The 25,914-nt window shown below is 72.2% G+C and carries 25 protein-coding genes; 15 read left to right on the top strand and 10 right to left on the bottom strand.

Annotated elements, in window-relative coordinates:
• Positions 1–354 precede the first annotated feature (354 nt).
• Positions 355–1,881, bottom strand: coding sequence for an alpha/beta hydrolase (locus BLT52_RS15140; protein ID WP_172804055.1), 1,527 nt, complete (start codon positions 1,879–1,881; stop codon positions 355–357).
• 249 nt (positions 1,882–2,130) lie between these two features.
• Between BLT52_RS15140 and BLT52_RS15135 the strand changes: the two genes are divergently transcribed.
• From BLT52_RS15135 to BLT52_RS15110, 5 genes are all read left to right on the top strand, one after another.
• A complete protein-coding gene (locus tag BLT52_RS15135; protein ID WP_090594720.1) occupies positions 2,131–4,137 on the top strand; it encodes a serine hydrolase domain-containing protein in 2,007 nt (668 codons plus the stop codon).
• Positions 4,138–4,264: 127 nt separating this feature from the next.
• A complete protein-coding gene (locus BLT52_RS15130) occupies positions 4,265–5,602 on the top strand; it encodes a sensor histidine kinase (protein WP_157677160.1) in 1,338 nt (445 codons plus the stop codon).
• Positions 5,599–6,273: a response regulator transcription factor gene (locus BLT52_RS15125; protein ID WP_090594717.1), complete on the top strand. Its 675-nt coding sequence runs from the start codon at positions 5,599–5,601 to the stop codon at positions 6,271–6,273. Before BLT52_RS15130 ends, BLT52_RS15125 begins: the two co-directional genes overlap by 4 nt.
• Positions 6,274–6,507: 234 nt before the next feature.
• Positions 6,508–7,386 carry a MerR family transcriptional regulator gene (locus BLT52_RS15115; RefSeq protein WP_090594714.1) on the top strand — a complete coding sequence of 293 codons (879 nt, stop codon included), beginning with the start codon at positions 6,508–6,510 and terminating at the stop codon, positions 7,384–7,386.
• A gap of 464 nt (positions 7,387–7,850) precedes the next feature.
• Positions 7,851–8,399, top strand: a complete 549-nt coding sequence (locus BLT52_RS15110; RefSeq protein WP_197679065.1) for a nuclear transport factor 2 family protein — start codon at positions 7,851–7,853, stop codon at positions 8,397–8,399.
• Positions 8,400–9,138: 739 nt separating this feature from the next.
• On the opposite strand, the gene BLT52_RS15105 is transcribed toward BLT52_RS15110, so the two are convergent.
• Positions 9,139–10,248: a YdcF family protein gene (locus BLT52_RS15105; RefSeq protein ID WP_090594712.1), complete on the bottom strand. Its 1,110-nt coding sequence runs from the start codon at positions 10,246–10,248 to the stop codon at positions 9,139–9,141.
• Positions 10,249–10,755: 507 nt separating this feature from the next.
• On the opposite strand from BLT52_RS15105, the gene BLT52_RS15100 reads away from it, so the two are divergent.
• From BLT52_RS15100 to BLT52_RS15080, 5 genes are all read left to right on the top strand, one after another.
• A complete protein-coding gene (locus BLT52_RS15100; RefSeq protein ID WP_090594711.1) occupies positions 10,756–11,733 on the top strand; it encodes a CPBP family intramembrane glutamic endopeptidase in 978 nt (325 codons plus the stop codon).
• A gap of 614 nt (positions 11,734–12,347) precedes the next feature.
• Complete coding sequence (locus tag BLT52_RS15095) at positions 12,348–13,073, top strand: SDR family oxidoreductase (protein WP_090594709.1); 726 nt, start codon at positions 12,348–12,350, stop codon at positions 13,071–13,073.
• Positions 13,074–13,213: 140 nt separating this feature from the next.
• Entirely contained in the window at positions 13,214–13,588 is a 375-nt protein-coding gene (locus BLT52_RS15090; RefSeq protein WP_090594707.1) for a TetR/AcrR family transcriptional regulator, read from the top strand.
• Positions 13,585–13,977, top strand: a complete 393-nt coding sequence (locus BLT52_RS15085) for a hypothetical protein (RefSeq protein ID WP_090594706.1) — start codon at positions 13,585–13,587, stop codon at positions 13,975–13,977. The genes BLT52_RS15090 and BLT52_RS15085 overlap by 4 nt, the downstream gene beginning before the upstream one ends.
• Before the next feature lie 257 nt (positions 13,978–14,234).
• Entirely contained in the window at positions 14,235–14,696 is a 462-nt protein-coding gene (locus BLT52_RS15080; RefSeq protein ID WP_090594705.1) for an SRPBCC family protein, read from the top strand.
• A 45-nt stretch (positions 14,697–14,741) separates the two neighbouring features.
• On the opposite strand, the gene BLT52_RS15075 is transcribed toward BLT52_RS15080, so the two are convergent.
• The gene (locus BLT52_RS15075; RefSeq protein ID WP_090594703.1) at positions 14,742–15,212 is read right to left on the bottom strand and encodes a MarR family winged helix-turn-helix transcriptional regulator; all 471 of its coding nucleotides are present in this window, start codon (positions 15,210–15,212) and stop codon (positions 14,742–14,744) included.
• A gap of 81 nt (positions 15,213–15,293) precedes the next feature.
• On the opposite strand from BLT52_RS15075, the gene BLT52_RS15070 reads away from it, so the two are divergent.
• Complete coding sequence (locus tag BLT52_RS15070; protein ID WP_090594702.1) at positions 15,294–16,205, top strand: alpha/beta fold hydrolase; 912 nt, start codon at positions 15,294–15,296, stop codon at positions 16,203–16,205.
• 10 nt (positions 16,206–16,215) lie between these two features.
• On the opposite strand, the gene BLT52_RS15065 is transcribed toward BLT52_RS15070, so the two are convergent.
• Together BLT52_RS15065 and BLT52_RS15060 are read right to left on the bottom strand one after the other, a co-directional pair.
• Positions 16,216–16,704: a hypothetical protein gene (locus tag BLT52_RS15065; protein WP_090594700.1), complete on the bottom strand. Its 489-nt coding sequence runs from the start codon at positions 16,702–16,704 to the stop codon at positions 16,216–16,218.
• A 42-nt stretch (positions 16,705–16,746) separates the two neighbouring features.
• Positions 16,747–18,117 (bottom strand): S8/S53 family peptidase, encoded by a 1,371-nt coding sequence (locus BLT52_RS15060; RefSeq protein WP_090594699.1) that lies wholly within the window; start codon positions 18,115–18,117, stop codon positions 16,747–16,749.
• A 193-nt stretch (positions 18,118–18,310) separates the two neighbouring features.
• On the opposite strand from BLT52_RS15060, the gene BLT52_RS15055 reads away from it, so the two are divergent.
• A complete protein-coding gene (locus BLT52_RS15055) occupies positions 18,311–19,030 on the top strand; it encodes a VOC family protein (protein WP_090594697.1) in 720 nt (239 codons plus the stop codon).
• 22 nt (positions 19,031–19,052) lie between these two features.
• On the opposite strand, the gene BLT52_RS15050 is transcribed toward BLT52_RS15055, so the two are convergent.
• The 5 genes from BLT52_RS15050 to BLT52_RS15030 all read right to left on the bottom strand — a co-directional run bounded on the left by BLT52_RS15050 (position 19,053) and on the right by BLT52_RS15030 (position 23,203).
• The gene (locus BLT52_RS15050) at positions 19,053–19,460 is read right to left on the bottom strand and encodes a VOC family protein (protein ID WP_090594696.1); all 408 of its coding nucleotides are present in this window, start codon (positions 19,458–19,460) and stop codon (positions 19,053–19,055) included.
• A complete protein-coding gene (locus BLT52_RS15045) occupies positions 19,457–19,744 on the bottom strand; it encodes an ArsR/SmtB family transcription factor (RefSeq protein ID WP_172804054.1) in 288 nt (95 codons plus the stop codon). The genes BLT52_RS15050 and BLT52_RS15045 overlap by 4 nt, the downstream gene beginning before the upstream one ends.
• Before the next feature lie 84 nt (positions 19,745–19,828).
• Positions 19,829–22,216: an ATP-binding cassette domain-containing protein gene (locus BLT52_RS15040; RefSeq protein ID WP_090594694.1), complete on the bottom strand. Its 2,388-nt coding sequence runs from the start codon at positions 22,214–22,216 to the stop codon at positions 19,829–19,831.
• Between the two features lie 118 nt (positions 22,217–22,334).
• Entirely contained in the window at positions 22,335–22,745 is a 411-nt protein-coding gene (locus BLT52_RS15035) for a VOC family protein (protein WP_197679064.1), read from the bottom strand.
• Positions 22,746–22,750: 5 nt separating this feature from the next.
• Positions 22,751–23,203, bottom strand: a complete 453-nt coding sequence (locus tag BLT52_RS15030; RefSeq protein ID WP_231946340.1) for a helix-turn-helix transcriptional regulator — start codon at positions 23,201–23,203, stop codon at positions 22,751–22,753.
• A gap of 68 nt (positions 23,204–23,271) precedes the next feature.
• Here BLT52_RS15030 and BLT52_RS15025 point away from each other — a divergent pair, with 68 nt between their 5' ends.
• The 3 genes from BLT52_RS15025 (at position 23,272) to BLT52_RS15015 (ending at position 25,897) form a co-directional block, all read left to right on the top strand.
• Complete coding sequence (locus tag BLT52_RS15025) at positions 23,272–24,186, top strand: EamA family transporter (protein WP_157677159.1); 915 nt, start codon at positions 23,272–23,274, stop codon at positions 24,184–24,186.
• A gap of 206 nt (positions 24,187–24,392) precedes the next feature.
• The gene (locus BLT52_RS15020) at positions 24,393–25,121 is read left to right on the top strand and encodes a class E sortase (RefSeq protein ID WP_090596858.1); all 729 of its coding nucleotides are present in this window, start codon (positions 24,393–24,395) and stop codon (positions 25,119–25,121) included.
• A gap of 113 nt (positions 25,122–25,234) precedes the next feature.
• Positions 25,235–25,897: a ferritin-like domain-containing protein gene (locus BLT52_RS15015; protein WP_090594687.1), complete on the top strand. Its 663-nt coding sequence runs from the start codon at positions 25,235–25,237 to the stop codon at positions 25,895–25,897.
• Positions 25,898–25,914 lie beyond the last annotated feature (17 nt).

Here is a 25,914-nt window from a genome sequence, read left to right as displayed (position 1 = left end):
CCCTCGACGCACAGCGCAGCGGCGGTGAGGAGGAGGGTCCACAGCAGGGCGGCGTCCACCTGGTGCAGGACGGGCCGCTCGTCCGGGCGGCCGGCCACGCCGACGTCCGACGCCGTGTGGACGCGGGCGGGCAGGACGGGCGGGGCGAGAAGGCTCGCGCGCGGGTCTCTCGAGCGCGGGCCTCGTGGGGCTACGTGGGTGTCGGGCATCTGGCTTCCTGTCTGGGACGGACCCGCACGCCGCTCGCCGACGTCACCCGTCCCGCGACGGGGATGGGTTGGGTCACCGGCGGTGGTGTCTGCGGGTGGTTGACGCCCCTGTGGTCGGGACGAGGTCGTGGTCGGGAGGCGTGGGTCAGCGGTTGGGCCGGCAGCTGGTGTCGCGTCGCGGCAGGGTGCCCTGCACCAGGAACTCGGTGGTGACGTTCAGCGCGCACGCGTTGTCGCCGTAGACGTACACGCCGTGGCCGCTGCCGTCCACGGTGACCATCCGGGACCGCTGTGCGAAGGCCTTCCGCAGCACCTGTGCCCCCGCCAGCGGTGTGCCCGGGTCCCTCCGGTTCTGCAGCAGCAGGATGGTGGTCCTGCCCTCGTCATCGATCTGCACCGGGGGCTCGGCCGGCTCCCACGGCCAGAAGGCGCACGGGTTGATGTTGGCCCCGGCTGCCCCGAAGAGGGGGTAGCGCTCGCGATCCTGCTCGACCGCCCTCTGGTAGTGGGCCAGGTCCTCGCTCCAGACGCCGTCGTTGCACGTGACGGCCAGGAAGGCCGACCAGTTGTTGTCCCAGGGCGCCAGCGCGGGCTCCCCGGTCGGGGAGGGTGCCGGCTCGGGTGCGACCACGTCCGGGTCGGTAGCGGCCGGCTGGTCCGCGAGCAGGGACTGCCACAGCCGAGCGGTCCCGGGGTACTGGGACTCCCCGTAGAGGCCGAGGAAGCTGCGGAAGCGGAAGGAGGCGCCGTCGTAGCCCCCTGCGGGTTCGGTGTCCAGCCGCTCGGCCAGCTGCAGGTACGTCTGGCGCACCCGGGCCGGGGAGCGGCCCAGGCCGTAGCTGTCGTCGCGGACTGCGGCCCACCGGGCGAAGTCGCCGAAGCTGTCCTCCACGCCCTGCCCGTAGCGGCGCATGGCGTCGTGGTCCAGGCGGGTGCCGCCGACGTTGCTGTCGAGCACGACGCGGTCGGTGCGCTCGGGGAACATCGAGGCGTAGGCCGCGCCGAGCGCCGAGCCGTAGGACGTCCCCAAGAAGTTGACGTCCTCCTCGCCGAGGGCGATGCGGATCCGGTCCATGTCACGGGCGGTGTTGGCGGTGGTGATGTGCCGCATCCGCCCGTCGGTGTCGTTGCGGCCGCAGTCGGCCGCGACCGCCTCGGCGATCTGGGCCTGGGCCGAGACGGCCGCGGCGTCGGGCGCGAACGGGGGGACGTTGCCGCGGTACGGCGACTCCAGGGTGAATCCGCAGGAGACCGGGGCAGAGCGCCCGACCCCGCGTGGGTCCATGCCGATCAGGTCGTAGGCGCTGGTGACAGCGGCGGGGATGCCCTTGGTCACCAGGTCGACCGGCATGGTCAGGCCGCTCGCGCCGGGCCCGCCGGGGTTGGTCAGCAGCACCCCGCGACGAGCCGGCCCTCCGGTGCTGGCCAGCCTCGAGATCATCAGGTCGAGGGTGGGGGAGTCGGGGTCGGCGTAGTCCACCGGCACCGGCACCGTCGCGCACTGCAGCGCCGGCTCCTGCGCGGCCACCTCGGCCGGGCAGGCCCCCCACCCCGCGGCCGCCGGCCCGGGTGCCTGCTGGTCGGCCGAGGCCGTGAGGACCAGCGGTCCGATCATCCCCAGCGCTGCCAGCGCGCTCAGCACGCCAGCCAGTCGTCGTCGTCGTCGTCCCATTCCCGCTCCTCCGTCACGACGGTGCGGTCGCACCGCGTCGGGGTCGAGTGCACGGCGTGTCCCTGGCACAGGGTCAAGGCCCCTCCCGCTCCCGGGGGACCGGTCAGGGCGCGGCTACGACGAAGGTCGTAAACGGGCTTCCTCCCTGCGCCGGATGCGTCGGACCCGGCCCAGCCAGCAGGCTGGGAGCACACCCGGAGGTGGCGACGCGGACACGGTCCCGACACCCCGGGAACCCGAGGAGCGTCCATGTCACCACACCCGGTCATCACCGGCCTCCGCCAGCCGCGACGCCGTTCGCGACCGGTGCGACGGCTGCTGGCCGCCATGGTGGCGCTGCCCGTGCTGGTGACGCTGGCGGCGTGCCAGGGCACCGTCGCAGCCACCCCGTCGCCGGCGGTCCCGGTCCTGAGCGCACCACTGGAGAAGGCCGACCTCGACGCCTGGCTGGACGGCATGCTCCCGGCTGCCCTGGAACGGGTCGAGATCGCCGGCGCCGGGGTCGCTGTCGTGCACGACGGTGAGGTGCTGACCAGCCGCGGCTACGGCTGGGCCGAGACCGGCGCCGGTACCGGCGTCCCGGTGCCGGTCGACCCGGCGCGCACCCTCTTCCGTCCGGGGTCGATCTCGAAGGTGGTCACCGCCACCGCCGTGATGCAGCTGGTGGAGCGCGGTCAGCTCGACCTGGACACCGACGTCCGCGCCTACCTGGACTTCGAGCTGCCGCTGGACCGGGGAGCGGTCACGCTGCGGCACCTGCTCACCCACACCGCCGGCTTCGAGGAGCGGGTCGCCGGTCTGATCAGGCTGGACGGAGCACCGGTGGACCTGCGGCGTGCGGTCAGCACCGACCCGCCCGAGCAGCTCTACACCCCGGGGACCGTGCCGGCGTACTCGAACTACGGCAACGCCCTGGCCGGCTACGTGGTGGAGCGGATCAGCGGTGTCCGCTTCGAGGACCACGTGCGCGAGGCCGTGCTGGTACCGGCGGGGATGACGTCGGCCACCTTCGAGCAGCCGCTGCCGTCCGACCTCGCCGGGCGGGTCTCGCACGGCTACCCCGACGCCTCCGCCCCCGCGGCGCCCTTCGAGCACGTGGGGGAGTCCCCGGCCGGCGGTCTGAGCGCCACGGTCGACGACATGTCGGCCTTCATGCTCGCCCAGCTCGGCCGGCCCGTCACCGGCGAACCCGTGCTGGCCCCGGAGACGCTGGACCTGATGCACGCCCCGGCCCTGGACGCCGACACGCTGGGCACCCTCGCCGCGGGACCGCGGATGACCCTCGGGCTCCACGACGAGAGCCGCAACGGTCACCGCATCCTGGGTCACGGCGGTGACACCCAGTTCTTCCACTCCCACCTGCAGCTCTACCCCGAGCAGGGCACCGGGATCTTCATCACGCTGAACAGCAGCGGCACCGGGGCGCTGGACACCATCGGCCTCCGCGACGCCCTGGTGACGGGCTTCGCCGACCGCTACTTCCCGGCTGAGTCCAACCCGGTGACCGTCGACGTCGACCCCGCGGAGTCCCTGCAGCGCGCCCGGGCGGCGGAGGGCAGCTACCGGTCGTCGCGTTCCCTGCACAGCACCTTCCTCTCCGTCACCGACCTGACGGCGACGACCCGGGTGGTCGCGCAGCCTGACGGCAGGCTGCTGGTGCAGCCCGCTCAGGGGTTGCCGGCGACCCTGCACCAGGAGGTCGCCCCCGGGGTCTGGCGGGAGGTCGGGGGCGAGGGTGTGCTCACGGTCAGGACCGTGGGGGAGAGGGTGACGGCTCTCGGGACCGGACCAGCCTCCACCCTGCTCCCGGTCGTCCCCGGACGCTCACCGACCGTCGCCGTCCCGGTCCTGCTGGTCTCGGTCCTGGTCCTGCTGGGGAGCGTGCTCACCGGGGTCGCCCTCGCGGTGGTCCGGTTCCGACGCCCGTCCGCGGGCCCCGGTGCCCCCCGGTTCGCCCGACGGCTGACCCGGTTCGGGGCGGGGCTGACGCTGGTGGCGCTTGTCGGCTGGCTGGTGGTCGTCCAGGCTCTGACGGGTCTGCAGCAGGTGCCCTTCACCGCGCTGCGGGTGCTGCAGGTGCTGCAGGCGCTGGGCGCGCTGGCCGTGGTGCCCGCCGCGGTCGTGGTGCTCCAGGAGGTCCGGTCCCGCGCCGGGTGGTGGCGGACCGCTGCGGCGGTGCTGGTGCTGCTCGCGCTGGTCGGGACCGCCTGGTTCGCCGTGACCTTCAAGCTGCTCGCGCCGAGCGTCTCGTACTGAGCCGGAGATGGACGAGCAGCGACGGCGGGACCCCCACCGGGGACGCACCCGCCCCTACGATGACGGTGCAGGGTCCCGGCGCGCCGACCGGCCGGGCCGGAGCGGTGGGTGGGAGGAGGTCGGACAGGTGACCGAGCACCCGAACCTCCGCCGCGACCTCGACGACCAGGACCTCGGCACCCGTTGGACCGCCTGGCTGGACCGGTTCGGCCCGCCCGGCAGCATCCGGCGCGAGATCCCGCTCGCCCTCACCGTCACAGCCGTGACGGCGGTGCTGCTGGGCTACACCCTCGGCTACGCCTTCGCGGCCCAGGGCCTACCCCTGGATCCCGTGGTGGTGTGGACGGCCGGCTCGGTGGCCTGTCTGCAGTCGCTGGCGCTGGTGCTGCGCCGCAAGCACCCACTGGTGTGCTTCGTGGTGGTGCTGGCGATCCAGCTGCCGCTGAACAGCGTCCCCGACTTCACCATCCGCGGTCCGGCGCTCATCGTGGCCGCCTACTCCCTGGGGGCGTGGTGGGGTCTGCGGCGGGCGCAGCTGGCCGCGGGTCTCGCCGTCCTCGCCGAGGTCCTCGTCACCGTGGTCGTCTTCGTCCTGCCCGGGGGGCCCGAGCAGATGCTGAGCACGATCGACAGCGCCATCGCGGCGCTGACCATCTACGGCATCCCGGTCCTGGCCGGGGCGGCGATGGCCACCAGGCGCCGCTACACCCAGCTGCTGGCCGAACGGGCGGTGGACGCGATCTCCGCCCAGCAGGCCTCGGTCCAGGCGGCGCTGGCGGCCGAGCGGACCCGGATGGCCCGGGAGCTGCACGACGTCGCCGCCCACCACCTGTCCGGCATGGTCGTCCAGGCGGCGGCCGTGGAGCGGCTGGTGGACCGTGACCCGGAGGCGGCCCGGGCCGGTGCGGCCTGGATCCGCACCCAGGGGCGCAAGACCCTGGACAACCTGCGGCTGACCGTCGGGGTGCTGCGTGAGCCCTCGGGCCCGACCGAGGGCGACCCCGAGGGTGGGGCGCCGGCCGAGCGGACCCCCACGCCCGGGCTGGCCTCGTTGCAGGAGCTGGTGCAGACCGCCCGCGAGCTGGGTACGACCGTGACTCTGGTGCGGCGCGGTGCGCCCCACGAGCTGCCGCCGATCGCCGACATCGCCTGCTACCGGGTCGCCCAGGAGGCGCTGTCGAACGCGCGCCAGCACGCTCCTGGGGCCGAGGTGAGGATCCTGCTCGAGCTCGCCGCCCACGAGGTCCGCCTCGAGATCACCGACAACGGGTCGCCGCGGCCCCGTCCCCGACGCTCCGGCACCGGGGTCGGTCTGATCGGGATGCGCGAGCGGGCGGAGCTGATCGGGGCCGAGTTCAGCGCAGGGCCCCTGCCCGAGGGTGGCTGGCGGGTCCGGCTGCGCGTGCCCATCGCCGAGATCGACCGGTCACCGGCCGGCGCGGTGGACCCGGAGCAGCTCCCGTGATCCGGGTGCTCCTGGTCGACGACCAGGCGGTGGTGCGGGCGGGGTTCCGGGTCATCCTGGAGGAGGCCGGCGACATCACGGTGGTGGGGGAGGCCGGCGGCGGGCGCGAGGCCCTCCAGCAGGCCCGCCGGCTGCGCCCGGACGTGATCTGCATGGACGTGCGGATGCCCGGAGGTGACGGCCTCGCCGCCACCAGGGCCGTGCTGGCCGAGCTCGAACCGGCCCCGGCGGTGCTGGTGGTGACGACCTTCGACCTCGACGAGTACGTCTTCGGTGCGCTGGAGGCCGGGGCCAGTGGCTTCGTGCTCAAGGACACCGACCCCGACGAGCTGGTCGCGGCGGTCCGGCGGCTGGCCGCGGGGTTCGGTCTGGTGGACCACAGCGTGACCCGGCGGGTGATCGCGGAGTTCGCCCGACGTCGGCGACCGGTCCCCGACGGCGCTGCGTCTCTGGCGGCGCTGACCGGCCGCGAGACCGAGATCGTGCGGCTGCTGGCCCGGGGGTTCTCCAACGCCGAGATCGCCGCGGAGCTCGTGGTGGAGACCAGCACGGTCAAGTCCCACCTCGGGCGGGCGATGAGCAAGATCGGGACGCGGGACCGGCTGCAGACGGTGGTGTGGGCCTACCAGCACGGCCTCGTGGCCGAGCGCGGCTCTGGGGGAGCGTCATGAGGCGGCTCCCGGCGCCCGGGGGTCCGACCCGACCGGACCGCTCCTCCGGTCCCGCGCAGGACGGTGGGGCGGGGGCCGTGAACGAGGTCGTGCCCGCCGAGCAGCTGACCCGCGGGGACCCGGTCCCCGCCCGCCCCGCAGCCGGACCGACCCCCCGGGTGCCGGTCGGCGTCATCGGCGCCGTGACCTGGCTGCGTCTCGTGGACCGCACTGATCGTCGGGGAGAGGATCGCCATGTCGTGGAGCACCCGTGAGCTGGCCGTGCTGGCCGGGACCACCGTCAACACCGTGCGGCACTACCACCGCCGCGGTCTGCTGCCCCAGCCCGACCGGAGCACCAACGGGTACAAGCGCTACGGGGTGGACCACCTCGTCCGCCTGCTGCAGATCAGACGGCTCCGCGACGTCGGCGTGCCGATCGCGGAGATGGAGCAGCGCGACACCGGCGTCGGCACGTCGGCACGTGTGCTGGAGCAGATCGACGCCGAGCTGGTGGCGACGATCGAGCGCAGCCGCCGGGTCCGGTCCGAGATCGAGGAGATGCTGCACCACCCCTCGACCGGCGAGGTCCCGCCGGGCTTCGAGGAGCTGGCGGAACGGCTGTCGCCACGCGAGCGCTCGCTGACCCTCATCTACGCCCAGCTCTACGACGACGACGCCATGGCCGACGTCCGGCGGATGCTGGAGGCGGAGGTGGACGACTCGACGGCGGAGTTCGAGCGGCTCCCCGCCGACGCCGACGAGGTGACCAGGCTCCGGCTCGCTCATGAGCTCGCCGGCCCGATCGCCCGGGCCCTGGACGACTACCCGTGGATCACCGCCCCCCAGCCGCACCTGCTGAAGGACGAGCGGACCACCGCCAGCACGTGGGTGGAGTCGGTCTCGGCGCTGTACAACCGGGCGCAGCTCGACGTGCTGGAGCGGGCCAGCAGGCTGGCCCGGGAGCTGGAGCGGGAGGACGAGATCGGGGGCGAGGACGCTGCCGGTGAGCACCGGGGCGCACCGGTGGTCGAGGCGGTGCCGGAGGCCACCCCCATCCGGCGCCGGGTCACCCAGGACGCCACCGGTGGTCCCGGGGCGGGGCGACGTCTCCTCACCGGGTCGACCCCCTGACCGCGGTGGGGGACCGGGCCACCCCCGGCCAGGCTGCACGACCGCGCGCGATCGCCCGGCTTCGCCGTCGACCCTGTGCCGGGGACACGTGCGGGAGCGAGGCCAGGGCGTAGCAGCTCGCCGGCGGTGGACGTCAGCAGCGTCGGATCCACCCGCGCCGCGGCACCGGATCAGAACCCTGCACGCCCCGATCGACGCCCCCGCCGCCGTCGCCCAGCACCTCTGCTCGGACGAGATCACCGGTGAGGACGCCGCCCGGCCGCACCGGTCGTCAGCGCCTGCGGACGTCCGCCTGGACGACCCCGGCGACCGGGGTGTCCTCGGGGGAGCGGGAAAGTGCGGCTGAGAACGCCCCGTCGGACGGACCATCGAGCTGGCGCAGACGCAGGGGTGGACCCTGTCCCAGGAACACGCCGTCTACTGGCAGCACACGAGCCCGGCCAGTGCCGGAGAAGGAGACCATGATGACCGGACCCGACCCGATCGACCGCCCCCGAGACGCCGCCAGCTCCAAGGACCCGTCGGCGGCACGCCCCGACGCAGGAGGGCGCACCGCGCGCACGCCGACGCAGATCGTGCAGCAGCTCCTGAGCAACCCCACCGACCCCGACAACGTCAACCCGCTGCTCGCTCCCGACGCGAAGTACGTCTCCCTGAACTTCGACGACCCGGATCTCCAGCGCATCATGCCGTGGGCCGGCAGCCACGACGAACCAGATGGCCTGTTGCAGACCTTCATCGACGTGAACCGCTACTGGACCAACGAGGAGTTCGAGCTCACCGACTGGATCGAGCAGGACGGCAAGGTCGCCGCCTTCGGCAGCTTCACCTACCGCTCCACCGTGCTCGGCCAGCGGGTCACCTCCTCCATCGCCATCATGGCCGAGGTCGTCGACGAGAAGGTCACCTACATGCGCTTCATGGAGGACACCTTCGCGACCGCGCGCTCGTTCCGCTCCGGCGGCACCTGGACCATCCAGGCGAACCCCGACGGCACCACCATCGAGGTCTGAGCCGGACCACCGCGCACGGGGGCGGGCGGGTGCAGGCACCACCGCCCGCCACCGAGCAGCACGTGACGGCCAGGGCGAGCAGCTGCGCGCCGCCGGCGCGGAACGCGGCCCGTCGTTGAAGCGGGGGGGTGGGGGAGCAGCCGACCAGCGGCCTGGCCTCCGTGACGTGCCTGGTCACCCTGCAGGGCGGCGACCGCACGTCGTCGTGGCGCTGGACCCGGCTCGGGCCCTCCACGGAGCCGCCCGGTGCGCCCCCTTTCACCTGGACGCCACCACGCCCAGCGGTGCGGCGAACGGCCTCGAGGTGTCGCCTCGATCCTCCCCCGCGGGACCACTCGCGGCGAGTCGCCACCGCGACGGCTGGCGCGTCGGATGTCGGTGGAGGTGCGGCAGCACCTTTTCCGAAACACCGTCACAGCGGCACACCGACGCCTGTACGGGTCCGAACCGCTCGTCGATCGGGCTTTTCGGAACACGCCATGACGACGACAGGGGTGGGGCGCGAGAACCCGACACCACCCCGTGGCCCTCGTCGGGGGGGAGAGCACGAGCCACCGATGCCGTGGGAGCGGGTGCGGGCCACGACCTCGTGATCGGCACCGAACGACGCCGACCTGCGGACGCCGCGAGAGAGCCTGCCACCAGCACGCCGGTGGGGTCCTCGCGCACGCTCGGCGCAACCAGCCGTCGGGCGGAGATGTGGCGGAGCAGTCCCGTGCTGGGCGAGGAGGTGGGGTGCTCAGCCCTGCCCGGTGAGCAGCACCAGGGCGGGGAGCGGGAGAGCGACCAGCAGGCCGAGCACGACGTGCAGCCACGGGCGCTCAGCCAGCACGGCGACGTACTCGCGCAGCACCGCGCTGGGCAGGAAGTAGCGCGCGGTCGGTGCGCCCACCGCCTGGGCGGGGATCCCGAGCTGCCGGGCCAGGATCGCCGCCCGGAGCACGTGGTAGTCGCTGCTCACCACCAGACCCGGGGCCAACGATGACGGTCCGTCACGCTCGACGGAGGCCGGTGGGTTGACCACCGTGCCGGTAGGAGCGGCGCCAGGATGAGCCAGCTCGCCGGCAGGGAGACCGCTGAGCATCTCGGCGGTGTGGCGCAGGTTCTCCTCCGTGGTGGTGGAGGTGGTCTCGGTCAGCAGCAGCGGCCCGCTACCGCGGACGAGTCCCCCTTCGGCGAGCGCCCACGCCGCCATCGCCTCCGCCTCGGGCAGGGCCTCGTCCCGACCGCGACCACCCGACATGACCAGCACGCCGGCACCACGGGCTGCGGTCTGCTGCACACCGACACGGATCCGTCCGGCCAGCAGCGGGGTCACCCGTTCGCCGCCGGAGAGCCCCGACCCCAGCACGACGACCCACGCGGCTGGATGTCTACGGACCAACCGTGGGTAGAGCCAGGAGTAGCCGAGGAACCCGACGAGCACGAACCCGAGGTAGGCCGCGGCGAGAAGCACGATCAGCACCCCGGCCACCACCGGCGGACTCATGTCCGTGGTGATGACCAGCACCGGCGAGGCGAGCAGGACCAGCAGGGCGAGCCCGGCCATCAGGGACAGCAGGTTGCCGAGCGAGCGGCCCTCCTTGCGCACCATCTGGACGCCGTTGGCCACCAGCAGGACGGCCAGCACCAGGACCAGCAGCGGGGAGAGCACCAGGGCCCCGCCGACCACGAGCGAGATCACTCCGCTGCCGGGCAGCCCGAGCCCGACCAGGGCGTTCAGAGCCAGGAGGGCAGCGGCCAGCAGCCAGAACCCGTTCGACAGGCGCCGTGGTTCGGCGCGCGTACGGCGGACGGCCACCCAGCCGACGGGGAGCGCCAGCAGCAGCCACCAGAGTCCTTCCACCACGACGTCAGCCCACCCTCGGCGCTCGGGCCGGCACGGTGGCCCTGGTGCGGGCGACACGGCGGTCGGACCATGCAGCCCGGCCGCCACCTCGATGGGAGCCGGGTGCGGTAGCGCTCAGCTTCGGACTCATCCAGCTGTCCTCTCGGTCGTGGACGTACTCGGTGGGGTTGCGCATCAGCGAGGATCCTGGTGACCAGGTCGCTGGCCCTTCGTCTCCGGGGCGGCTCGCCAGGGGCGACGCCTGCGCCGGCCTCTCCACGTTAGCCCGCGGGCCGCTCCCACCCAGTACGACCGGGGACGCTGCACGCCGGGAGAACCCTGCACCGTCGGCGTACGGGAGGGGGCTTCTGGTAGCTGAGCACCGGTTCCGGCGTCCCTCGCGACCGTCTCGCTTGACCTGGTTCTCAGGACACGGTCTTCACTGAGGACCACGCCAGAGGACCTCCCCGCGTGCCTGCGGCTCGGCTGATCCCCATGGCGAGGTGCTGCCCACCGAAAGGCCTGACCATGCCCGACAGCGGTACGGATCTCCACGCCCCGCCACCCGCCGAGCACGACACGGCGACGTCCCGGGTCGGGGAGGGGGTCCCGCCAGGGGTCGAGTACCACCGTGTCCTCGCGGGCGACCAGCGCCGCATCGGTCGCGGGATCCTCGCCATCGCGCTGCTCCTGGTGGGGTTCTTCGCCATCTCCACCGCCGTCGTCATGGGTGCGTCCTGGATCGAGGCGCAGCGGGGGTACACGACCCCGGCACTCGGCGGTAGCGACTACACCCCGCTGTACCACCTGGCCGCCTTCGGCTCCATCACCGTCCTCATCCCCTTGAGCATGCTGATCCAGCGCTGGATGTACGGGGTCAGGGGCGCCTCGCTGCACTCGGTCGTCTCCCGTCCCCGCTTCGACGTCCTCGGGCGCTCCCTCCTCGTGCTCGTCCCCGTGGTCCTCCTCGTCGTGGTCCTCCACTCCTGGCTGGCTCCTGCACCCCAGGCCCCGCTGGCGCGCGAGGCCGCACTGGGGATCTTCGTCATCAGCCTGCTGGTGGTGCCCCTGCAGGGGACGGCGGAGGAGTACGGCCTGCGCGGGCTCGTCTTCCGCATCGCGGCCAGCTGGGGCCGCGGTCCTCGCACCGCGCTGGTCCTCGGGCTGCTCGTCGCGGCCTCGGTGTTCATGGTCATCCACGGCGCGTCGGACCCCTGGCTGAACCTCTGGTACCTCGTCTTCGCCCTCTCGAACGGGATCATCACCTGGCGCACCGGCGGCCTCGAGGTCGCCGTCGTCCTGCACGGCGCGTTCAACGCGCTCAGCTTCGCCGTGGCGGTCGTCCTCGGCACCGACTTCACCATCACCGGCGACCGGGAAGCAGGGGCCACGAACGCAGCCATGCTGGTCCCGATCACCGTCTGGATCGTGATCGCCGCGGTGGTCTGGCTCCGCACGCGTCGGTCCGGGCCGGCGCGCACACCGCAGCCCCACACGGACCGGTGAGAGGTGGTCGACGCCGATGAGCGAGGCGGGAGGCATCGGCAGGGGCAGTCCGATCTCCTCCGCCTCCTCCTCGACCCCGGTCATGAAGGCCGTGATCTTCTCGGGCGCCCAGTCGGCTTGGCCACGACGCCCTCGATCCCGATCGGCGCCAGCGTCACCATCCGCCCAGGCACCCTCGTCGACGTCGTCGGTGCGGGGGTGAGCTGGACCGGCGGCCACCACCTGGTCCATCCAGGACCTCGGCCGCCAGGACGGAGAACAGGGGAGTGAGGGTGGTGCCTCGCCTGGACGCGACTCGCGCTGCGGCACCCTGCACGGTGATCGAGGCCCGGTAGTCGTCGTTCTCGGGTTCGACCACCCGATCGGGTCGGGTCCGGGGTCGGCGATCAGGGGCGTCCGCCCGCTCACGCGAAGACGGGTTGACCCGGTGCTGAGGACACGGTCTTCACTGAGGACGTCAGCGAGCCTGACCGGGGTCTGTGGCTCGGTCAGGCTGCCACGACGACGGACCTACCGCGTGGGGCAGGGCGAGCCCGCTGCCGCACCTGCGTCCGCACGCACCGGGCGCGTCTTCTCCACCGCTTCCGCGGCATCCCTACACGAAGGAGCAACCGATGGATCTCACCGGCAAGACCGCGATCGTCACAGGAGCCTCGCGAGGTATCGGACGCGCCACCGCACTGGCCCTGGCTGCTCGGGGCGCCGACGTCGCGATCGGGTACCGCACCCGTACCGACGCCGCCGAGGAGGTGGTGCGCCTGATCGAGGACGGCGGCGGCCACGCCTTCGCCCGAGCCGGCGACATCACCGACGAGGCCACCGTGCTCGCCCTCTTCGACGAGGCCACCGAACGCTTCGGCGGCGTGGACGTCGTCGTGGCCAACGCCGCCCGGCAGTACGTCGGACCGTTCGACCAGCTCACCGTGCAGGACTTCGACCAGCACCTCGTGACCGAGCTCCGCGGCTACTTCCTCACCCTGCGCGAGGCAGCACGTCAGGTCCGCGACCACGGACGCATCATCGCCGTCTCCACCGTCAACACACGGATGCTGCTGCCGCAGATGGGCATGTACCTAGGGCTCAAGGGAGCGGTCGAGCAGTTCGTGCGGGTGCTGTCGCGCGAGCTGGGGCCGCGCCAGATCACCGTCAACACCGTCGCGCCCGGGGCGACCGACACCGACGCCTTCCAGCCCGAGATGCTCGATCTGGCGGTGTCGCTGTCGGCCCTGGGTCGGATCGGCCAGCCGGAGGAGGTCGCCGAGCTGATCGCCTTCCTCGCCGGCCCCGGTGGCCGGTGGGTCACCAACCAGGACATCCTGGCCGGTGGCGGTCTCGCCTGAGGACCGAGGGCGTGCCGCACCGGGGCGCGGAACACCGCGACCACCGTCGACGGGTCCAGGCCGCAGCGCGAGGATCGGCAGCCACTGGGGTGGTCGCACCTTTCTTGACTGACCGTTCTTGAACAACTATTCTCAAACCTATGGGACGTCCACGAGGGTTCGAGGAGGCAGTGGCGGTGGATGCCGCTGCGACGGTGTTCCGGAGGAGGGGGTACGCATCGACCTCCGTCGACCACCTGGTCGAGGCGACCGGGGTGCACCGGGGCAGTCTCTACGGCACCTTCGGGAGCAAGCAAGGGCTGTTCATGCGGGTCCTCGACGCGGTCGACGCGGCGAGCGACTCCGAGGGCCGGCTCGACGTGGTGCTCGTCGGACTGCTCGAGCTCGCCCCTGAGGACCGGCGTGTCCGCGAGCGCATCGCGGGTCTTCTCGAAGTCCACGGCATCACCGAAGAGGAACTAGGCAGTCGCCTGCTGACTCGCGCAGGACTGCACCAGGAGAAGGAGACATCATGAGCAGCAACAAGGTCACGGTCACCACAGGGACCCTCGTGGTCGAGCCTGTCGGACTGAGCAAGCTGTGGTCGTTCACGCGCCGCCTGCGGCTCCCGCTCGAGCACGTCAGGGGAGCGACCTTCGATCCCGGGATGAAGGACGAGCCGAAGGGCTGGCGCGGTCCGGGCCTCGGCCTCCCGGGGAGGCTGTCCGGCACCTTCCATGCCGACGGGAGGAAGCAGTTCTGGAACATCTCCGGGTACGACCGTGCCGTCGTCATCACCCTCGGTCCCGCGGAGCGGTTCGACCGTCTCGTCATCACCGTCGACGACCCGCAGCACGTCGTGGACCTCATCAACAACGCGGTCGGCGGCCGCTCGAACAGCCACCCTGCTCCTGAAGCACGGTAGGACCACGACGGTCACTCGACCCCGTGCTGACGACACGGTGTGCCATGGAAGCTCCAGATCCGAGGAGGTGACCCGGAGGGGAGCAGGGAACCGGCGCCAGCGACCGGCGCGAGTGGAAACCCCTGACCGTTTGTCATAATGTCACTTATCGGACAAGCGTCGAGGTGGTCGAGATCGGTGCTCCAGACCGCTGCCGCCGTGGCTCAGAGGCGGTACCGCTGTCCTGCTCGTTAGACGACGGCGAGTACAACGTAGTCATGAGCACAGTGCAGTCGTCGGTCGACGTGGACGTCCCGATCGCCCGGGCGTACAACCAGTGGACGCAGTTCGAGACCTTCCCGCAGTTCATGGACGGCGTCACCTCGGTCACCCACACCGACGACACCCACACCCACTGGGTGGTCAAGGTGGGTGCCGCGACACGCGAGTTCGACACCGAGATCACCGACCAGCGGCCCGACGAGCTCGTGGCCTGGCGCAGCACCGGCGGTGACGGTGGGCGCCACACGGGCCGGGTCACCTTCCAGACGCTGGGCGCGTCGTCGACCCGGGTGAACATCGCGCTCAGCTGGGACCCCCGTGGACTCGTGGAGAAGGCCGGGGTGCTGCTGCACATGGACCAGGTGGCCGTGGCCCAGTCGGCCGCGGAGTTCAAGAGCCTGGTCGAGAAGCCGGGCAGCGGCAGCGTCGGCTGGCGGGGCGACGTCACCGGCGTCTGAGAGTCGCTGCGCTCGTGGTCCGGGTGGCCTCGGCCGTCCCGGCGCTCAGTCGTCGTCGCGGGAGACCCAGCCGGGCGCGTCCAGGCGGATCGGAGCGTCGCCGACCAGCCGGGACAGCTGCTCCTCCAACGTGGCCAGCTCCTGCCGCCCGATCTCGCGCTCCCAGGCCTGCCGGAGCTCGTCGAAGATGGTCTCCCCCGTGCTCATCACCTCCCGGCCCAGCGGTGTGACGCGGAGCCGCTTGCGGCGACCGTCGTCCGGATCGTCCTCGCGGGCGATCCAGCCACGCTCCAGGAGCACCGAGATCGTCCGGGCGGCGGCCTGCTTGGTCACCGACATGCGTCGGCCGAGCTCTGACGCGCTGCCGGCGCCGGAGTCGATGGCGCGCATCGCGAAGTCGTGGCTGGGTCGGACGTCCTCGAAGCCCCGGGCGGCCAGCTCCTGGACGGCCGAGTCGACCAGTCGTCGGTAGCCGCCGAGCAGCAGGAGGGCGAGATCGGCACCTGACCTGGTCATGGGACGACCCTACCGGGGTTCTCCAGTTCGACAACATGGGTGTCTATACTAGACAACAGCGTTGTCTATCGAGGAGATCCCATGACCACCATCACCGCCAGTACGGCCCCCGGCCTCAGCCACCACAGGGCCGCCGTGAACGGCACCGAGCTGCACTACGTCACCGCCGGCGACGCCGGCTCCCCCGTCCTGCTGGTCCACGGCTTCCCTGAGAGCTGGTGGGCCTTCCGTGCCGCCATCCCGCTGCTCGCCGAGCGCCACCGCGTGGTCGCGGTCGACCTCCGCGGGTTCGGCGACTCCCGGATCGCCGAGAGGGACCACGACAGCGCCACCGCGGCGGAGGACCTCCACCAGCTCATCGCCTCCCTGGGCCTCGGTCCGGTGCACCTCCTGGCCCAGGACATCAGCGGGGGCACGGCCTACCGCCTGGTCCGGGCGCACCCCGAGGACGTGCTCAGCTTCACCGGGGTCGAGATGGGGCTGGCCGGGTTCGGGCTCGAGGGGTTCGCCGACGTCACCTCCGGCGGGTCCTGGCACATCGGCGTCCTCGCCGCCCCCGACGGCCTCGGCGAGCTGCTCCTCAGCGGGCACGAGCGCGAGCTCCTCGGCTCCTGGGCGTTCCCGACCATGACCGCCGTCCCCGACGCGGTCACCGGGGCCGACGTCGACGAGATGTCCCGCGGGTACGCCCGACCCGGTGGGTGGCGCGGGGCCGTCGGCCTGTACCGCTCGATGCTCGCCGAGGGTGAGGAGCTCCGCCACCTGGCGCGGGAGCGGGTGGTTGACGTGCCCGCTCTCGCGGTGGGCGGCGGCGGCGGTCCGTTCACGGCGGCGACGCTCTCCCAGGTCTTCGCCGACGTGTCCACCGCGCAGGTGGACGGCGTGGGGCACTACGTGGCCCTCGAGGCTCCTGGTGCGTTGGCCGAGGCGCTCCTGGCTTTCCTCGCCTCCACAGATGTCGGGCACCCCGAGCGGCCGGTAGAGCCGGCCTGACCGACGGGCCTCACGCCGGAGCGAGCTCCCCCGGTGCGTCCGGGTCTGCAGCGCCCTCGGTGTCACCGCCGGCCAGGGCCTTCTTCTTGAGCTCGGCGGGGGTGCCGAGGACCCCGCTGAGGACTGCGGCGATCAGGCGCTCGGTGGCGTCCTCCGGCATGTCCTGGGTCTCGACCCGGACATCCTTCCCGTCGGCGGTGAAGATCAGCACGTGACCCCAGGGGACGTCGCGGTCTCGGTGGACCTGGTCGGCGGCGTCGGGGCGCATGTCGATCACCAGGCCCCCGCGGCGCTTCTCCCACCAGTCGGCGATGAACTTGGCTGCGGCCAGGACACCGGCGCCGATGACGATTCCGGCGATGACGGTGATCTGCTCCTCCAAGCCATCTGACTCGTCGGGCGCCTGCTGGAAGTCGACGCCGGTGGAGAGCGAGGCCTCGTGCGCCGCGGCGAGGTCCTCGTCGTCGTCGATGCGGATGCGGATCTGGTCGTCGTTCATGGCCACTCCCCCGGGCTGTGACCACCGCCGTTGGTGGTTCCCTCAGGGCATCATCTGCCACCCGTCCGGGTTCTGCAAGGCGTGCCGGGCCTCGTCCAGACGAGCCCGGTACGGCGGGTGGTCCGGGCGGAGTTCGACCGCACGCTGGAGCAGCGTGACCGCCTCGTCGAGGAGCCGGAGGACGTCGCCGCGGGCTTCTCGGCGGTCGAGCTCGTCGGCCTGGCGCATGGTGGCCACGGCGAGGTTGGCCGCCGCGTACGGGCTCCTCGGGTTGGTGAGGAAGGCGCGGCGGAGCAGCGTCTGGGCCCGGCCGAGGTGGCTGTGGTTGAGCGCGTGGAGACCGGCGTCGGTGAGCGTCGGCAGGGCGAAGAACGCACACGCGGGGCAGGGGCCCAGTTCCTCGGCGTGGGGCCAGGTGTCCAGGGCTCGCTGGTACAGGTCCGCGATGACGCTGTCGCGGCGCGGGTCCGGCGCCATGTCTGCCTGGTCGCGGGTGACGAACAGCTCACTGGCCATGCCGCCCAGCCGCGCCATGTCGCGGAACGCGTCCAGATCTCCCACGTCCTCCATCAGGGCGACGAGACCTGTGACGAGCGGGGTGGCGAAGCTGGAGCCGAGGACGTCCGGTGGTTGGACCAGGGCCACGTCGTGGAAGGCCGCCGATGTGAAAGTGGGCGGGCCGCCTTGTGCGAGCTCGACGGCGTCGTCCACCGTACGGATCTCGGCGATGAACGACACTGCGAGGGCGTCAGGGCACACGGCGGGCACGGCCAGGTGGTTCGTCCGGTTGCCGGCGGCGCAGATGAGCGGGATGCCGGCGGCGACCACGGTGGCGGCCGCCTCGGTCAGCGGTGAGTGCGGCAGCCGCAGCCAGTGCCGGTACTCCAGCTGGGAGAGTCGCTGGTTGCTCCAGAAGAGCCGGTCGTCGTGGCCCATCCCGGGCCACAGCGCGTCGGGGTCGAAGAACGCCTGGAAGTCGAAGGTGGCCTCGAGCGGGATGGCGTCTCCGAGGCTGAGGTTGATCATGTCGACGCCCCTGACGACGGCGTCCGCCAACGCCTGCGCCACTCGTCCCTCGTCGACGCGTCCGTCGACCCTGGTCGGGTACAGGAGCAGTCGGGCGCGTGGGGCGACCGCAAGCGTCAGCAGCGCGACAACCGTCCCGTGCCCGCGGCCCAGGGCCTCTGTCGGCCACACCAGCTCCTGCGCGGCCAGGCGTGGCACGCCGGTGTCGAAGCCGCCGTCGATCACGGCGATGGTGCGACCTGCACCTCGTCGACCGGACCTGTGGGCGATGTCGACCGCGTCCCAGAAGCTGCCGGTCGCTGGTAGGTCCCACCGGTCAGCCGTCGCGTCGTAGCGGGCAAGCATGCCCGCGACCGCGTCGATGCCGCCGTCGAGCTCCTCGAGCATGGCCTGCCTCCCCCTCCGCCGGCTCCTCAGCGTGCTCCGCCGGGCGGCATCCTGTCCACGGTCGGCCCCGAGGACACCGCGGTCACGGCCGCCGTCGCGGGCGGACGGACCGGGTCGAGACGTCGTGGTGATCCGCGACCCCACCGGGTTAGCGTGCGCGGAGCCCCGCACCGCAGCGCAGATCGGAGTCCCGATGACCGTGCAGCTCGTCTCGCTCTGCGTGGGCGCCCGGGACCCGGATCGGCTGGCCCGGTTCTGGTCCGGGCTGCTCGGGTGGCCCACCGCGGAGGACGGTCACGGAGGTGTCGCGCTGGCGCCCACCGACGACACCGGGTTCCTGCTGCGGTTCCGCGCGAGCGACGAGCCGAGAAGGAGCCCGAACCAGATGCACCTCGACCTCACCAGCGCCACGCCGGACCAGCAGCAGGAGACGCGGGCCCGGGCCCTGGAGCTCGGCGGAGGCCACCTCGACATCGGTCAGTCCCCCGACGAGCAGCACGTCGTGCTGGCCGATCCCGAGGGCAACGAGCTGTATGTCGTCGAGGCCGGCAACAGCTTCCTCGCCGACTGCGGGTTCGTGGGCGCGGTCTCCAGCGACGGGACGCAGGCCCTGGGGTGCTTCTGGAGCCGGGCCCTGGACTGGCCGCTGGTCTGGGACCAGGACGAGGAGACCGCCATCCGGTCCCCGCACGGCGGGCCGAAGATCAGCTGGGGTGGTCCCCCGTTGGCTCCCACGGTGCGACCGGGGCGCTGGCGCCTCGAGGTCGCTCCCCCGTCCGGGACCACCGCGGAGGACGCGGTCGAGGGGCTGCTCGACCTCGGGGCCACCCGCACCGACGTCCCCGTCGGGCACGGCGCGGTCGGGCTGCTGGACCCCGACGGCAACGAGGTGACCCTCCTCCCCCGCCGCTGACCGGTTCGCAACGCGCACCAGGTCACTGGGCGGCGAACGCCTCCGGCTTGGGCTGGACGAGCTGCACCAGGTTGCCGCAGGTGTCGTCGAGGACCGCGAGCACCGCCGTGCCGATGTCGGTGGGCGGCTGGGTGAACACGACACCGCTCTCGACCAGGCGGGCGTGCTCGGCCTCCAGGTCGTCCACGGAGAGCACCAGCAACGGGATGCCGTCCTCCACCAGGGCGTCGCGGTAGGGCTTCACCGCGGGGTGGCCCGAGGGCTCCAGCAGCAGCTCGACGCCGTCGGGGTCCTCGGGTGCGACGACCGTCAGCCAGTAGTCGTCACCGAGGGGGACGTCGTGCTTGACGGTGAAGCCGAGCAGCTCGGTGTAGAAGGCCAGCGCCGCGCGCTGGTCGTCGACGAAGACGCTGGTCAGGGTGATCCTCATGGTGGGTTCCTCGGGGAGTCGGTGGGCCACCGGCGAGCGATCTCGGCCAGTGGTGCGGGGTCGAAGAAGTGGAGCTTGGTCCGCCCCCGCCGCTCGGTGACGACGAGGCCGGCGGCCTCCAGGACACCGAGGTGCTGGGAGATGGCCTGGCGGGTGAGGCTGAGCCCGTGCCGGACCGCGAGCACGGAGCAGATCTCGAACAGGGTCTGACCGTCGCGTGCGGACAGCTCGTCCAGGACGAGCCGCCGGGTCTCGTCGTCGAGCGCCCGGTACACGCTGGCCATGGCTCCACCATAGGCAAGTGAGAACTTGCCTGTCAATGGCTTCCCCACATCTGACCCGGCGGGCCAGCCGCGAGGAGCCGCCGGTCAGGCCCCGACGTACTCCGCCAGGTGCTCCCCCGTCAGGGTCGCCCGGGACGCCACCAGGTCGGCCGGCGTGCCCTCGAAGACGACGTGCCCGCCGTCGTGGCCGGCCCCCGGACCGAGGTCGATGATCCAGTCCGCGTGCGCCATCACCGCCTGGTGGTGCTCGATCACGATCACCGAGCGCCCGGAGTCCACCAGCCGGTCCAGCAGAGCCAGGAGCTGCTCCACGTCGGCCAGGTGCAGACCCGTGGTGGGCTCGTCCAGGACGTAGACGTCGCCCTTGTCCCCCATCTGGGTCGCCAGCTTGATCCGCTGGCGCTCACCGCCGGACAGCGTGGTGAGCGGCTGCCCGAGCGTCAGGTAGCCCAGCCCGACGTCGGTGAGCCGCTGCAGGACCTTGTGGGCCGCCGGCGTCCGGGCCTCCCCCGCCCCGAAGAACTCCTCGGCCTCGACCACCGACATCGCGAGCACCTCGCTGATGTTGCGCCCGCCCAGGTGGTACTCCAGCACCGCGGCCTGGAAGCGACGGCCTTCGCAGTCCTCGCAGGTGCTGGCCACCCCGGCCATCATGCCCAGGTCGGTGTAGATCACCCCGGCGCCCTTGCAGGTCGGGCAGGCGCCCTCGGAGTTGGCGCTGAACAGGGCCGGCTTCACGCCGTTGGCCTTGGCGAAGGCCTTCCGGATCGGCTCCAGCAGCCCCGTGTAGGTCGCCGGGTTGCTGCGCCGGGAGCCGCGGATGGCGCCCTGGTCGATGGTCACCACGCCCTCGCGCGGGGCGACCGAGCCGTGGATCAACGAGCTCTTGCCCGAGCCGGCCACCCCGGTCACCACGCACAGCACCCCGAGCGGGATGTCGACGTCGACGTCCTTCAGGTTGTGCGAGGACGCCGCGCGCACCTCCATCGTCCCGGCTGCGGTGCGGACGGCGGGCTTGAGCGAGGCACGGTCGTCCAGGTGCCGCCCGGTCAGGGTGCCGCTCCCCCGCAGCCCCTCGACCGTCCCCTCGAAGACGATCTCCCCGCCCGCGGTGCCGGCTCGCGGTCCGAGGTCGACCACGTGGTCGGCGATGGCGATCATCTCCGGCTTGTGCTCCACCACCAGCACGGTGTTGCCCTTGTCGCGCAGCTGCAGCAGCAGGGCGTTCATCCGCTGGATGTCGTGGGGGTGCAGCCCGATCGAGGGCTCGTCGAAGACGTAGGTGACGTCGGTCAGCGAGGACCCCAGGTGGCGGATCATCTTGGTCCGCTGCGCCTCTCCCCCCGACAGCGTCCCCGCCGGGCGGTCCAGGGACAGGTAGCCGAGGCCGATGCCGGCGAAGGAGTCCAGCAGGTGCTGCAGGCCGCCGAGCAACGGCGCCACCGACGGCTCATCCAGCTCGCGCACCCAGGCGGCCAGGTCGCTGATCTGCACCGCGCACAGGTCGGCGATGTTCTTCCCGCGGATCCGGGAGCCGCGCGCCTCGGGGGCCAACCGGGTCCCCTCGCAGTCGGGGCAGGTCTGGAAGGTGATCGCCCGCTCCACGAAGGCCCGGATGTGGGGCTGCATCGCGTCGACGTCCTTGGACAGGAAGGACTTCTGGATCTGCGGCACCAGCCCGAGGTAGGTCAGGTTGATCCCGTCGACCTTGATCTTGGTCGCCTCCTTGTACAGGAGGTCGTCCAGCTCCTTCGTGGTGTACCTCCCGATCGGCTTGTCCGGGTCGAACCAGCCGCAGCCGCGGAAGATCCGGCCGTACCAGCCGTCCATGGTGTAGCCCGGGATGGTCAGCGCACCCTCGTTGAGGGACTTGGTCTCGTCGTAGAGCGCCGACAGGTCGAAGTCGCTGACCGAGCCCATCCCCTCGCAGCGCGGGCACATGCCGCCGAGCTGGTTGAACGTCGCCTTCTCCGCCTTGGCGCGCCCGCCGCGCTCGATGGTGATGGCGCCGCTGGCCCGCACCGAGGGCACGTTGAAGGAGTAGGCGTTGGGCGGGCCGATGTGGGGGTCGCCGAGCCGGCTGAACAGGATCCGCAGCATGGCGTTGGCGTCGGTGGCGGTGCCCACCGTGGAGCGGGGGTTGGCCCCCATCCGCTCCTGGTCGACGATGATCGCGGTGGTCAGCCCGTCCAGCGCGTCGACCTCGGGTCGGGACAGCGAGGGCATGAAGCCCTGCACGAAGGCGCTGTAGGTCTCGTTGATCAGGCGCTGGGACTCCGCGGCGATCGTGCCGAAAACCAGCGAGCTCTTGCCGGAGCCGGAGACGCCGGTGAAGACGGTCAGCCTCCGCTTGGGCAGCTCGAGGTGGACGTCCTTGAGGTTGTTCTCGCGGGCACCCTGCACCCGGATCACGTCGTGCCGGTCGGCGGGAACCGGCTCGGCGGGGCGCTCGGTGGTGGTGGACGTGGTCATGGCGTCTCCTCGCTCGCACGGGGCCGCCGACGCGGTCGCCGCCGACCCGCCCCTGGCCGATCCAACCAGATCCGGGGGGCTCGCGGGCCGTTCCGCGAGCCGCCCGGGAGGAGGTCGCTCAACGCACCTCGAAGATCCGGATCATGCTGCCGGCCGGGTCGCGGAAGGCGCAGTCGCGGATGCCCCACGGCTGCTCGGTCGGCTCCTGGACGACCTCGGCCGCTCCGGCCTGGAGCCGCTCGAAGGTGGCGTCGAGGTCAGGGGTGGCCAGGTTGATGCTGGCGAAGGTGCCCTTGGCCATCATCTCCCCGACCACCCGACGCTCCTCCTCGGTGATCCCGGGATCGGCGAAGGGCGGGTGCAGCACGAGAGAGGTGCCGGGCTGGCCGGGCGGGCCGACGGTCAGCCAGTGCTGGCCGCCGTACTCGACGTCGTCGCGCAGCTCGAAGCCGAGGGTGTCGCGGTAGAAGGCCAGTGAGGCCTCGTGGTCGTGGTGGGGCAGGAACGCCTGGTGGATGGTGATGTCCATGGACGTCACGCTAGGTCCGGGGTGACCGGTGGTGCTTCTCGATTCCTGACCGGTCTGATGACCTTCTTCGCCACGCACGGCGGCATCCCGGCGGCCGGCCCGCTCGCCTGCTCGCGGTAGACGCTCGGCGGCACCCCGACCAGCTCGGTGAACCGCGTGCTGAAGGTGCCCAGCGAGGAGCAGCCCACCGCGAAGCACACCTCGGTGACGCTCAGGTCCCCCCGCTGCAGCAGCGCCATGGCCCGCTCGATCCGCCGGGTCATCAGGTAGGAGTAGGGCGGCTCGCCGTAGGCCAGGCGGAACTGCCGGCTGAGGTGCCCGGCCGACATGTGCACGTCGCGGGCCAGCGCCTCGACGTCCAGCGGCTGCGCGTACTCCCGGTCGATGCGGTCCCGGACGCGTCGCAGCCGGACCAGGTCGGCCAGGCGACGTGCCTCGGAGGCGCTCCCGCTCACCACGGCATCGTCCCACGACGGAGGGCTGGTCGGGTCGGCACGCACGCCGGTGCGGTGCCATGCTGTCCGCCGTGCACCCTGCCACCCGAGCCCGGACCCTGCGGCTGGGTGTGATCGCCTGCGCGGTCTCCGCGCTGGCCTACGGCTTCCTGGTGCTCTTCGGCCGCCAGGCCTTCGCCACCGGCGCGAGCATCCCTACGGTGATCGGCTGGCGGTTCGCGATCGCCAGCGCCGTGCTGGTGCTCGTCGTGGTGGTGGCCCGGCGGCCGTGGGGACGTGGCCGCCAGGTCTGGCAGCCGCTGCTGATGGGCGCGGTGGTCTACGCCCTGCAGAACACCCTCTTCTTCTTCGCCCTGCAGCGGATCCCGGCCGGGCTCACCTCCCTGCTGCTCTACACCATGCCCGTGATGGTGGTGCTGCTCGACCTGGCCCGGCGACGGCTGCGGCTCAGCGTCCCGCTGGTGGTGGCGGTGCTGCTGGCCCTGCTCGGGGTGGGGGCGACGATGCTCGGCCCGATCGGGGCGCTCTCCCCCACCGGGGTGGGCGCCGGCCTGCTCTCCGCGGTGGTGTTCACCGTCTACTACGTCTCGATGGACACGCTGCCCCCGGACACCGACTGGGTGGCGTCCTCGGCGCTGGTCTGCTGCGGCACGGCGGCCACCCAGGTGGGGGTCGGTGTGCTGACGGGGACCTTCGACCCCACCCCGGGGCCGTCGGTGCTCGTGGCCGTGGTCCCGATGGCCCTGGTCTGCACGGTGCTGGCCCTCAGCCTGCTGATGACCGGGGTGCGCTGGGCCGGGGCGAGCGTCGCCGCCGTGGTGTCGTGCCTGGAGCCGGTCAGCTCGGTGGTGATCGGCGTGACGGCCCTCGGGGACCCCTTCGGTCCTCCGCAGGCGATCGGCGCCGCGATGGTGGTGGCCGCGGTGGTGGTCATCTCGCTCCAGCGCTCACCGGTCCCGGTGGTCGTGACCCCCGTGGCGGACTGAGCCACCCGGGGACCCGGGCCCCTCGCGTCGGCCGGCCGCCCACGTCCCGGCCGTGCTGCGGTGCCGCGCGCCCTCCGGCGGGCGTGCCCCGGAGAAAGTTCCGCACCCGACCAATCCGGGATGTCGGGGGTGGCGAACGGTGGGTGAGGCTGCTGCCCAGCGCCTCGGCCGACCAGTGGTCGGTGACCCGACGAAGGGACCAGCCGATGTCGCAGGACGACAGCTCCGTGGACCAGGGCCCACGCCCTCGCCGTCTCCGCCGGGTCGCCGCCGTGTCGGTCCTGGCCGTGGTCGCCGTCGCCCCGTGGCTGGTGCCGTGGGGGGACCTGCTCGGTCGCGAGACCGCCGCCGCACCGGGACCCAGCATCGTCGAGCGCGCCACGGACCGTCCCGCCTCCGAGGCGCCCGAGCCCCGCCGTCCCGACGCCGCGAGCGTCGACGCGCTGGCCGCGGCCGTCTCCGGTGCCAGCGGCTTCGACATCCCGGTCTCCGACGAGGAGGTCTCCGCGGTGAGCACCGAGCCCGGTGAGTACCGCGAGCTCGGCGGCATCGAGATCCCCGCCATCGGCCTGGACGTCAGCTACGGCGAGGGTGTGTACGAGGAGGCCCTGACGCGCGGCCCCGGTCACTGGCCGGGGACCCCGATGCCGGGCTCGCTCGGCAACTCGGTGATCTCGGGGCACCGCAACACCCACACCCAGCCGTTCAAGGAGCTCGACGAGCTCTCCCCCGGTGACGAGGTGGTGGTGGACACCGGCGAGAAGCCGACGACGTTCACGGTCACCGAGACGACCATCGTCCCCGAGGCGGAGTACAAGGAGTTCGTCCTCCGCCAGCCCGAGGACCCGCGTGCGCGTCAGGTGACGCTCTTCGCCTGCCACCCCGAGGGCAACCCGATCTTCCGCATCGTCGTCCAGGCCGAGGTCTCCTCATGAGCCCGTCACCGGACGCGACGGAAAACCCCACCCCCGCACGAGAGGTGGTGCACCGCTGAACGACCGTCCCACCCCGCTCCTCCCTCAACACCCGATCCAACAAAGGATGTGACATGAAGGACTTCGCCAGGATGGTCCGACCGGCGGCTCCCGTCGTCTTCGGTGGCCAGCCCGTGATCAACTTCCGCGACGAGAACAGCCGTCGTCGGTTCCTCAAGACCGCTGCCGTCATCGGCGCCGGTTCCACCCTGGTCGCGGCGACGCTGCGCGACCAGATGGCCTTCGCCGACGCCTCGGCCAACGACCTCGAGATCCTCAACTACGCCCTGACCCTGGAGTACCTCGAGGCGGACTTCTACAAGCAGGGCATCGACGGTGGCGTCCTGGAGGGCCGTGACCTCGAGCTGGTGGAGCCGATCGGCGAGCACGAGCAGGCCCACGTCGACGCGCTCACCCAGACCATCAAGGACCTGGGTGGCACGCCGGCCGAGAAGCCCCAGTTCGTCTACCCCGACGGCACCTTCGACGACAAGGACATGTTCCTCAAGAACGCGTCCGCCTTCGAGGAGCTCGGCGTGACCGCCTACCACGGTCAGGTCCCGCGCATCGAGGACGGCGACATCCTCGCCGCCGCCGCCGCCATCGCCGGGGTCGAGTCCCGCCACGCCGCCGTCATCGCCGACCTGCTGGGGGAGAACCCGTTCCCCGCAGCGTTCGAGAAGTCGATGACGATGGACGAGGTCCTCGACGCCGCCGGCGACTTCATCGAGTCCTGAGCACAAGCGACTAGGGA

This window comes from Auraticoccus monumenti (assembly GCF_900101785.1).
In the GTDB taxonomy this organism is placed as follows: Bacteria; Actinomycetota; Actinomycetes; order Propionibacteriales; family Propionibacteriaceae; genus Auraticoccus; species Auraticoccus monumenti.
The sequence above is the reverse complement of the archived record's forward strand: the minus strand, read 5'-3'. Positions and strand labels throughout refer to the sequence as shown.

Excerpts from the sequence above, each read along its gene's own strand:
- BLT52_RS15090 (WP_090594707.1), top strand. The coding sequence starts at position 13,214 with ATGGGACGTCCACGAGGGTTCGAGGAGGCAGTGGCGGTGGATGCCGCT.
- BLT52_RS15115 (WP_090594714.1), top strand. The coding sequence starts at position 6,508 with ATGTCGTGGAGCACCCGTGAGCTGGCCGTGCTGGCCGGGACCACCGTC.
- BLT52_RS15070 (WP_090594702.1), top strand. The coding sequence starts at position 15,294 with ATGACCACCATCACCGCCAGTACGGCCCCCGGCCTCAGCCACCACAGG.
- BLT52_RS15060 (WP_090594699.1), bottom strand. The coding sequence starts at position 18,117 with ATGCTCGAGGAGCTCGACGGCGGCATCGACGCGGTCGCGGGCATGCTT.
- BLT52_RS15100 (WP_090594711.1), top strand. The coding sequence starts at position 10,756 with ATGCCCGACAGCGGTACGGATCTCCACGCCCCGCCACCCGCCGAGCAC.
- BLT52_RS15055 (WP_090594697.1), top strand. The coding sequence starts at position 18,311 with ATGACCGTGCAGCTCGTCTCGCTCTGCGTGGGCGCCCGGGACCCGGAT.
- BLT52_RS15135 (WP_090594720.1), top strand. The coding sequence starts at position 2,131 with ATGTCACCACACCCGGTCATCACCGGCCTCCGCCAGCCGCGACGCCGT.
- BLT52_RS15075 (WP_090594703.1), bottom strand. The coding sequence starts at position 15,212 with ATGACCAGGTCAGGTGCCGATCTCGCCCTCCTGCTGCTCGGCGGCTAC.
- BLT52_RS15080 (WP_090594705.1), top strand. The coding sequence starts at position 14,235 with ATGAGCACAGTGCAGTCGTCGGTCGACGTGGACGTCCCGATCGCCCGG.
- BLT52_RS15140 (WP_172804055.1), bottom strand. The coding sequence starts at position 1,881 with ATGGGACGACGACGACGACGACTGGCTGGCGTGCTGAGCGCGCTGGCA.
- BLT52_RS15065 (WP_090594700.1), bottom strand. The coding sequence starts at position 16,704 with ATGAACGACGACCAGATCCGCATCCGCATCGACGACGACGAGGACCTC.
- BLT52_RS15085 (WP_090594706.1), top strand. The coding sequence starts at position 13,585 with ATGAGCAGCAACAAGGTCACGGTCACCACAGGGACCCTCGTGGTCGAG.
- BLT52_RS15050 (WP_090594696.1), bottom strand. The coding sequence starts at position 19,460 with ATGAGGATCACCCTGACCAGCGTCTTCGTCGACGACCAGCGCGCGGCG.
- BLT52_RS15020 (WP_090596858.1), top strand. The coding sequence starts at position 24,393 with ATGTCGCAGGACGACAGCTCCGTGGACCAGGGCCCACGCCCTCGCCGT.
- BLT52_RS15095 (WP_090594709.1), top strand. The coding sequence starts at position 12,348 with ATGGATCTCACCGGCAAGACCGCGATCGTCACAGGAGCCTCGCGAGGT.
- BLT52_RS15040 (WP_090594694.1), bottom strand. The coding sequence starts at position 22,216 with ATGACCACGTCCACCACCACCGAGCGCCCCGCCGAGCCGGTTCCCGCC.
- BLT52_RS15110 (WP_197679065.1), top strand. The coding sequence starts at position 7,851 with ATGACCGGACCCGACCCGATCGACCGCCCCCGAGACGCCGCCAGCTCC.
- BLT52_RS15045 (WP_172804054.1), bottom strand. The coding sequence starts at position 19,744 with ATGGCCAGCGTGTACCGGGCGCTCGACGACGAGACCCGGCGGCTCGTC.
- BLT52_RS15035 (WP_197679064.1), bottom strand. The coding sequence starts at position 22,745 with ATGGACATCACCATCCACCAGGCGTTCCTGCCCCACCACGACCACGAG.
- BLT52_RS15015 (WP_090594687.1), top strand. The coding sequence starts at position 25,235 with ATGAAGGACTTCGCCAGGATGGTCCGACCGGCGGCTCCCGTCGTCTTC.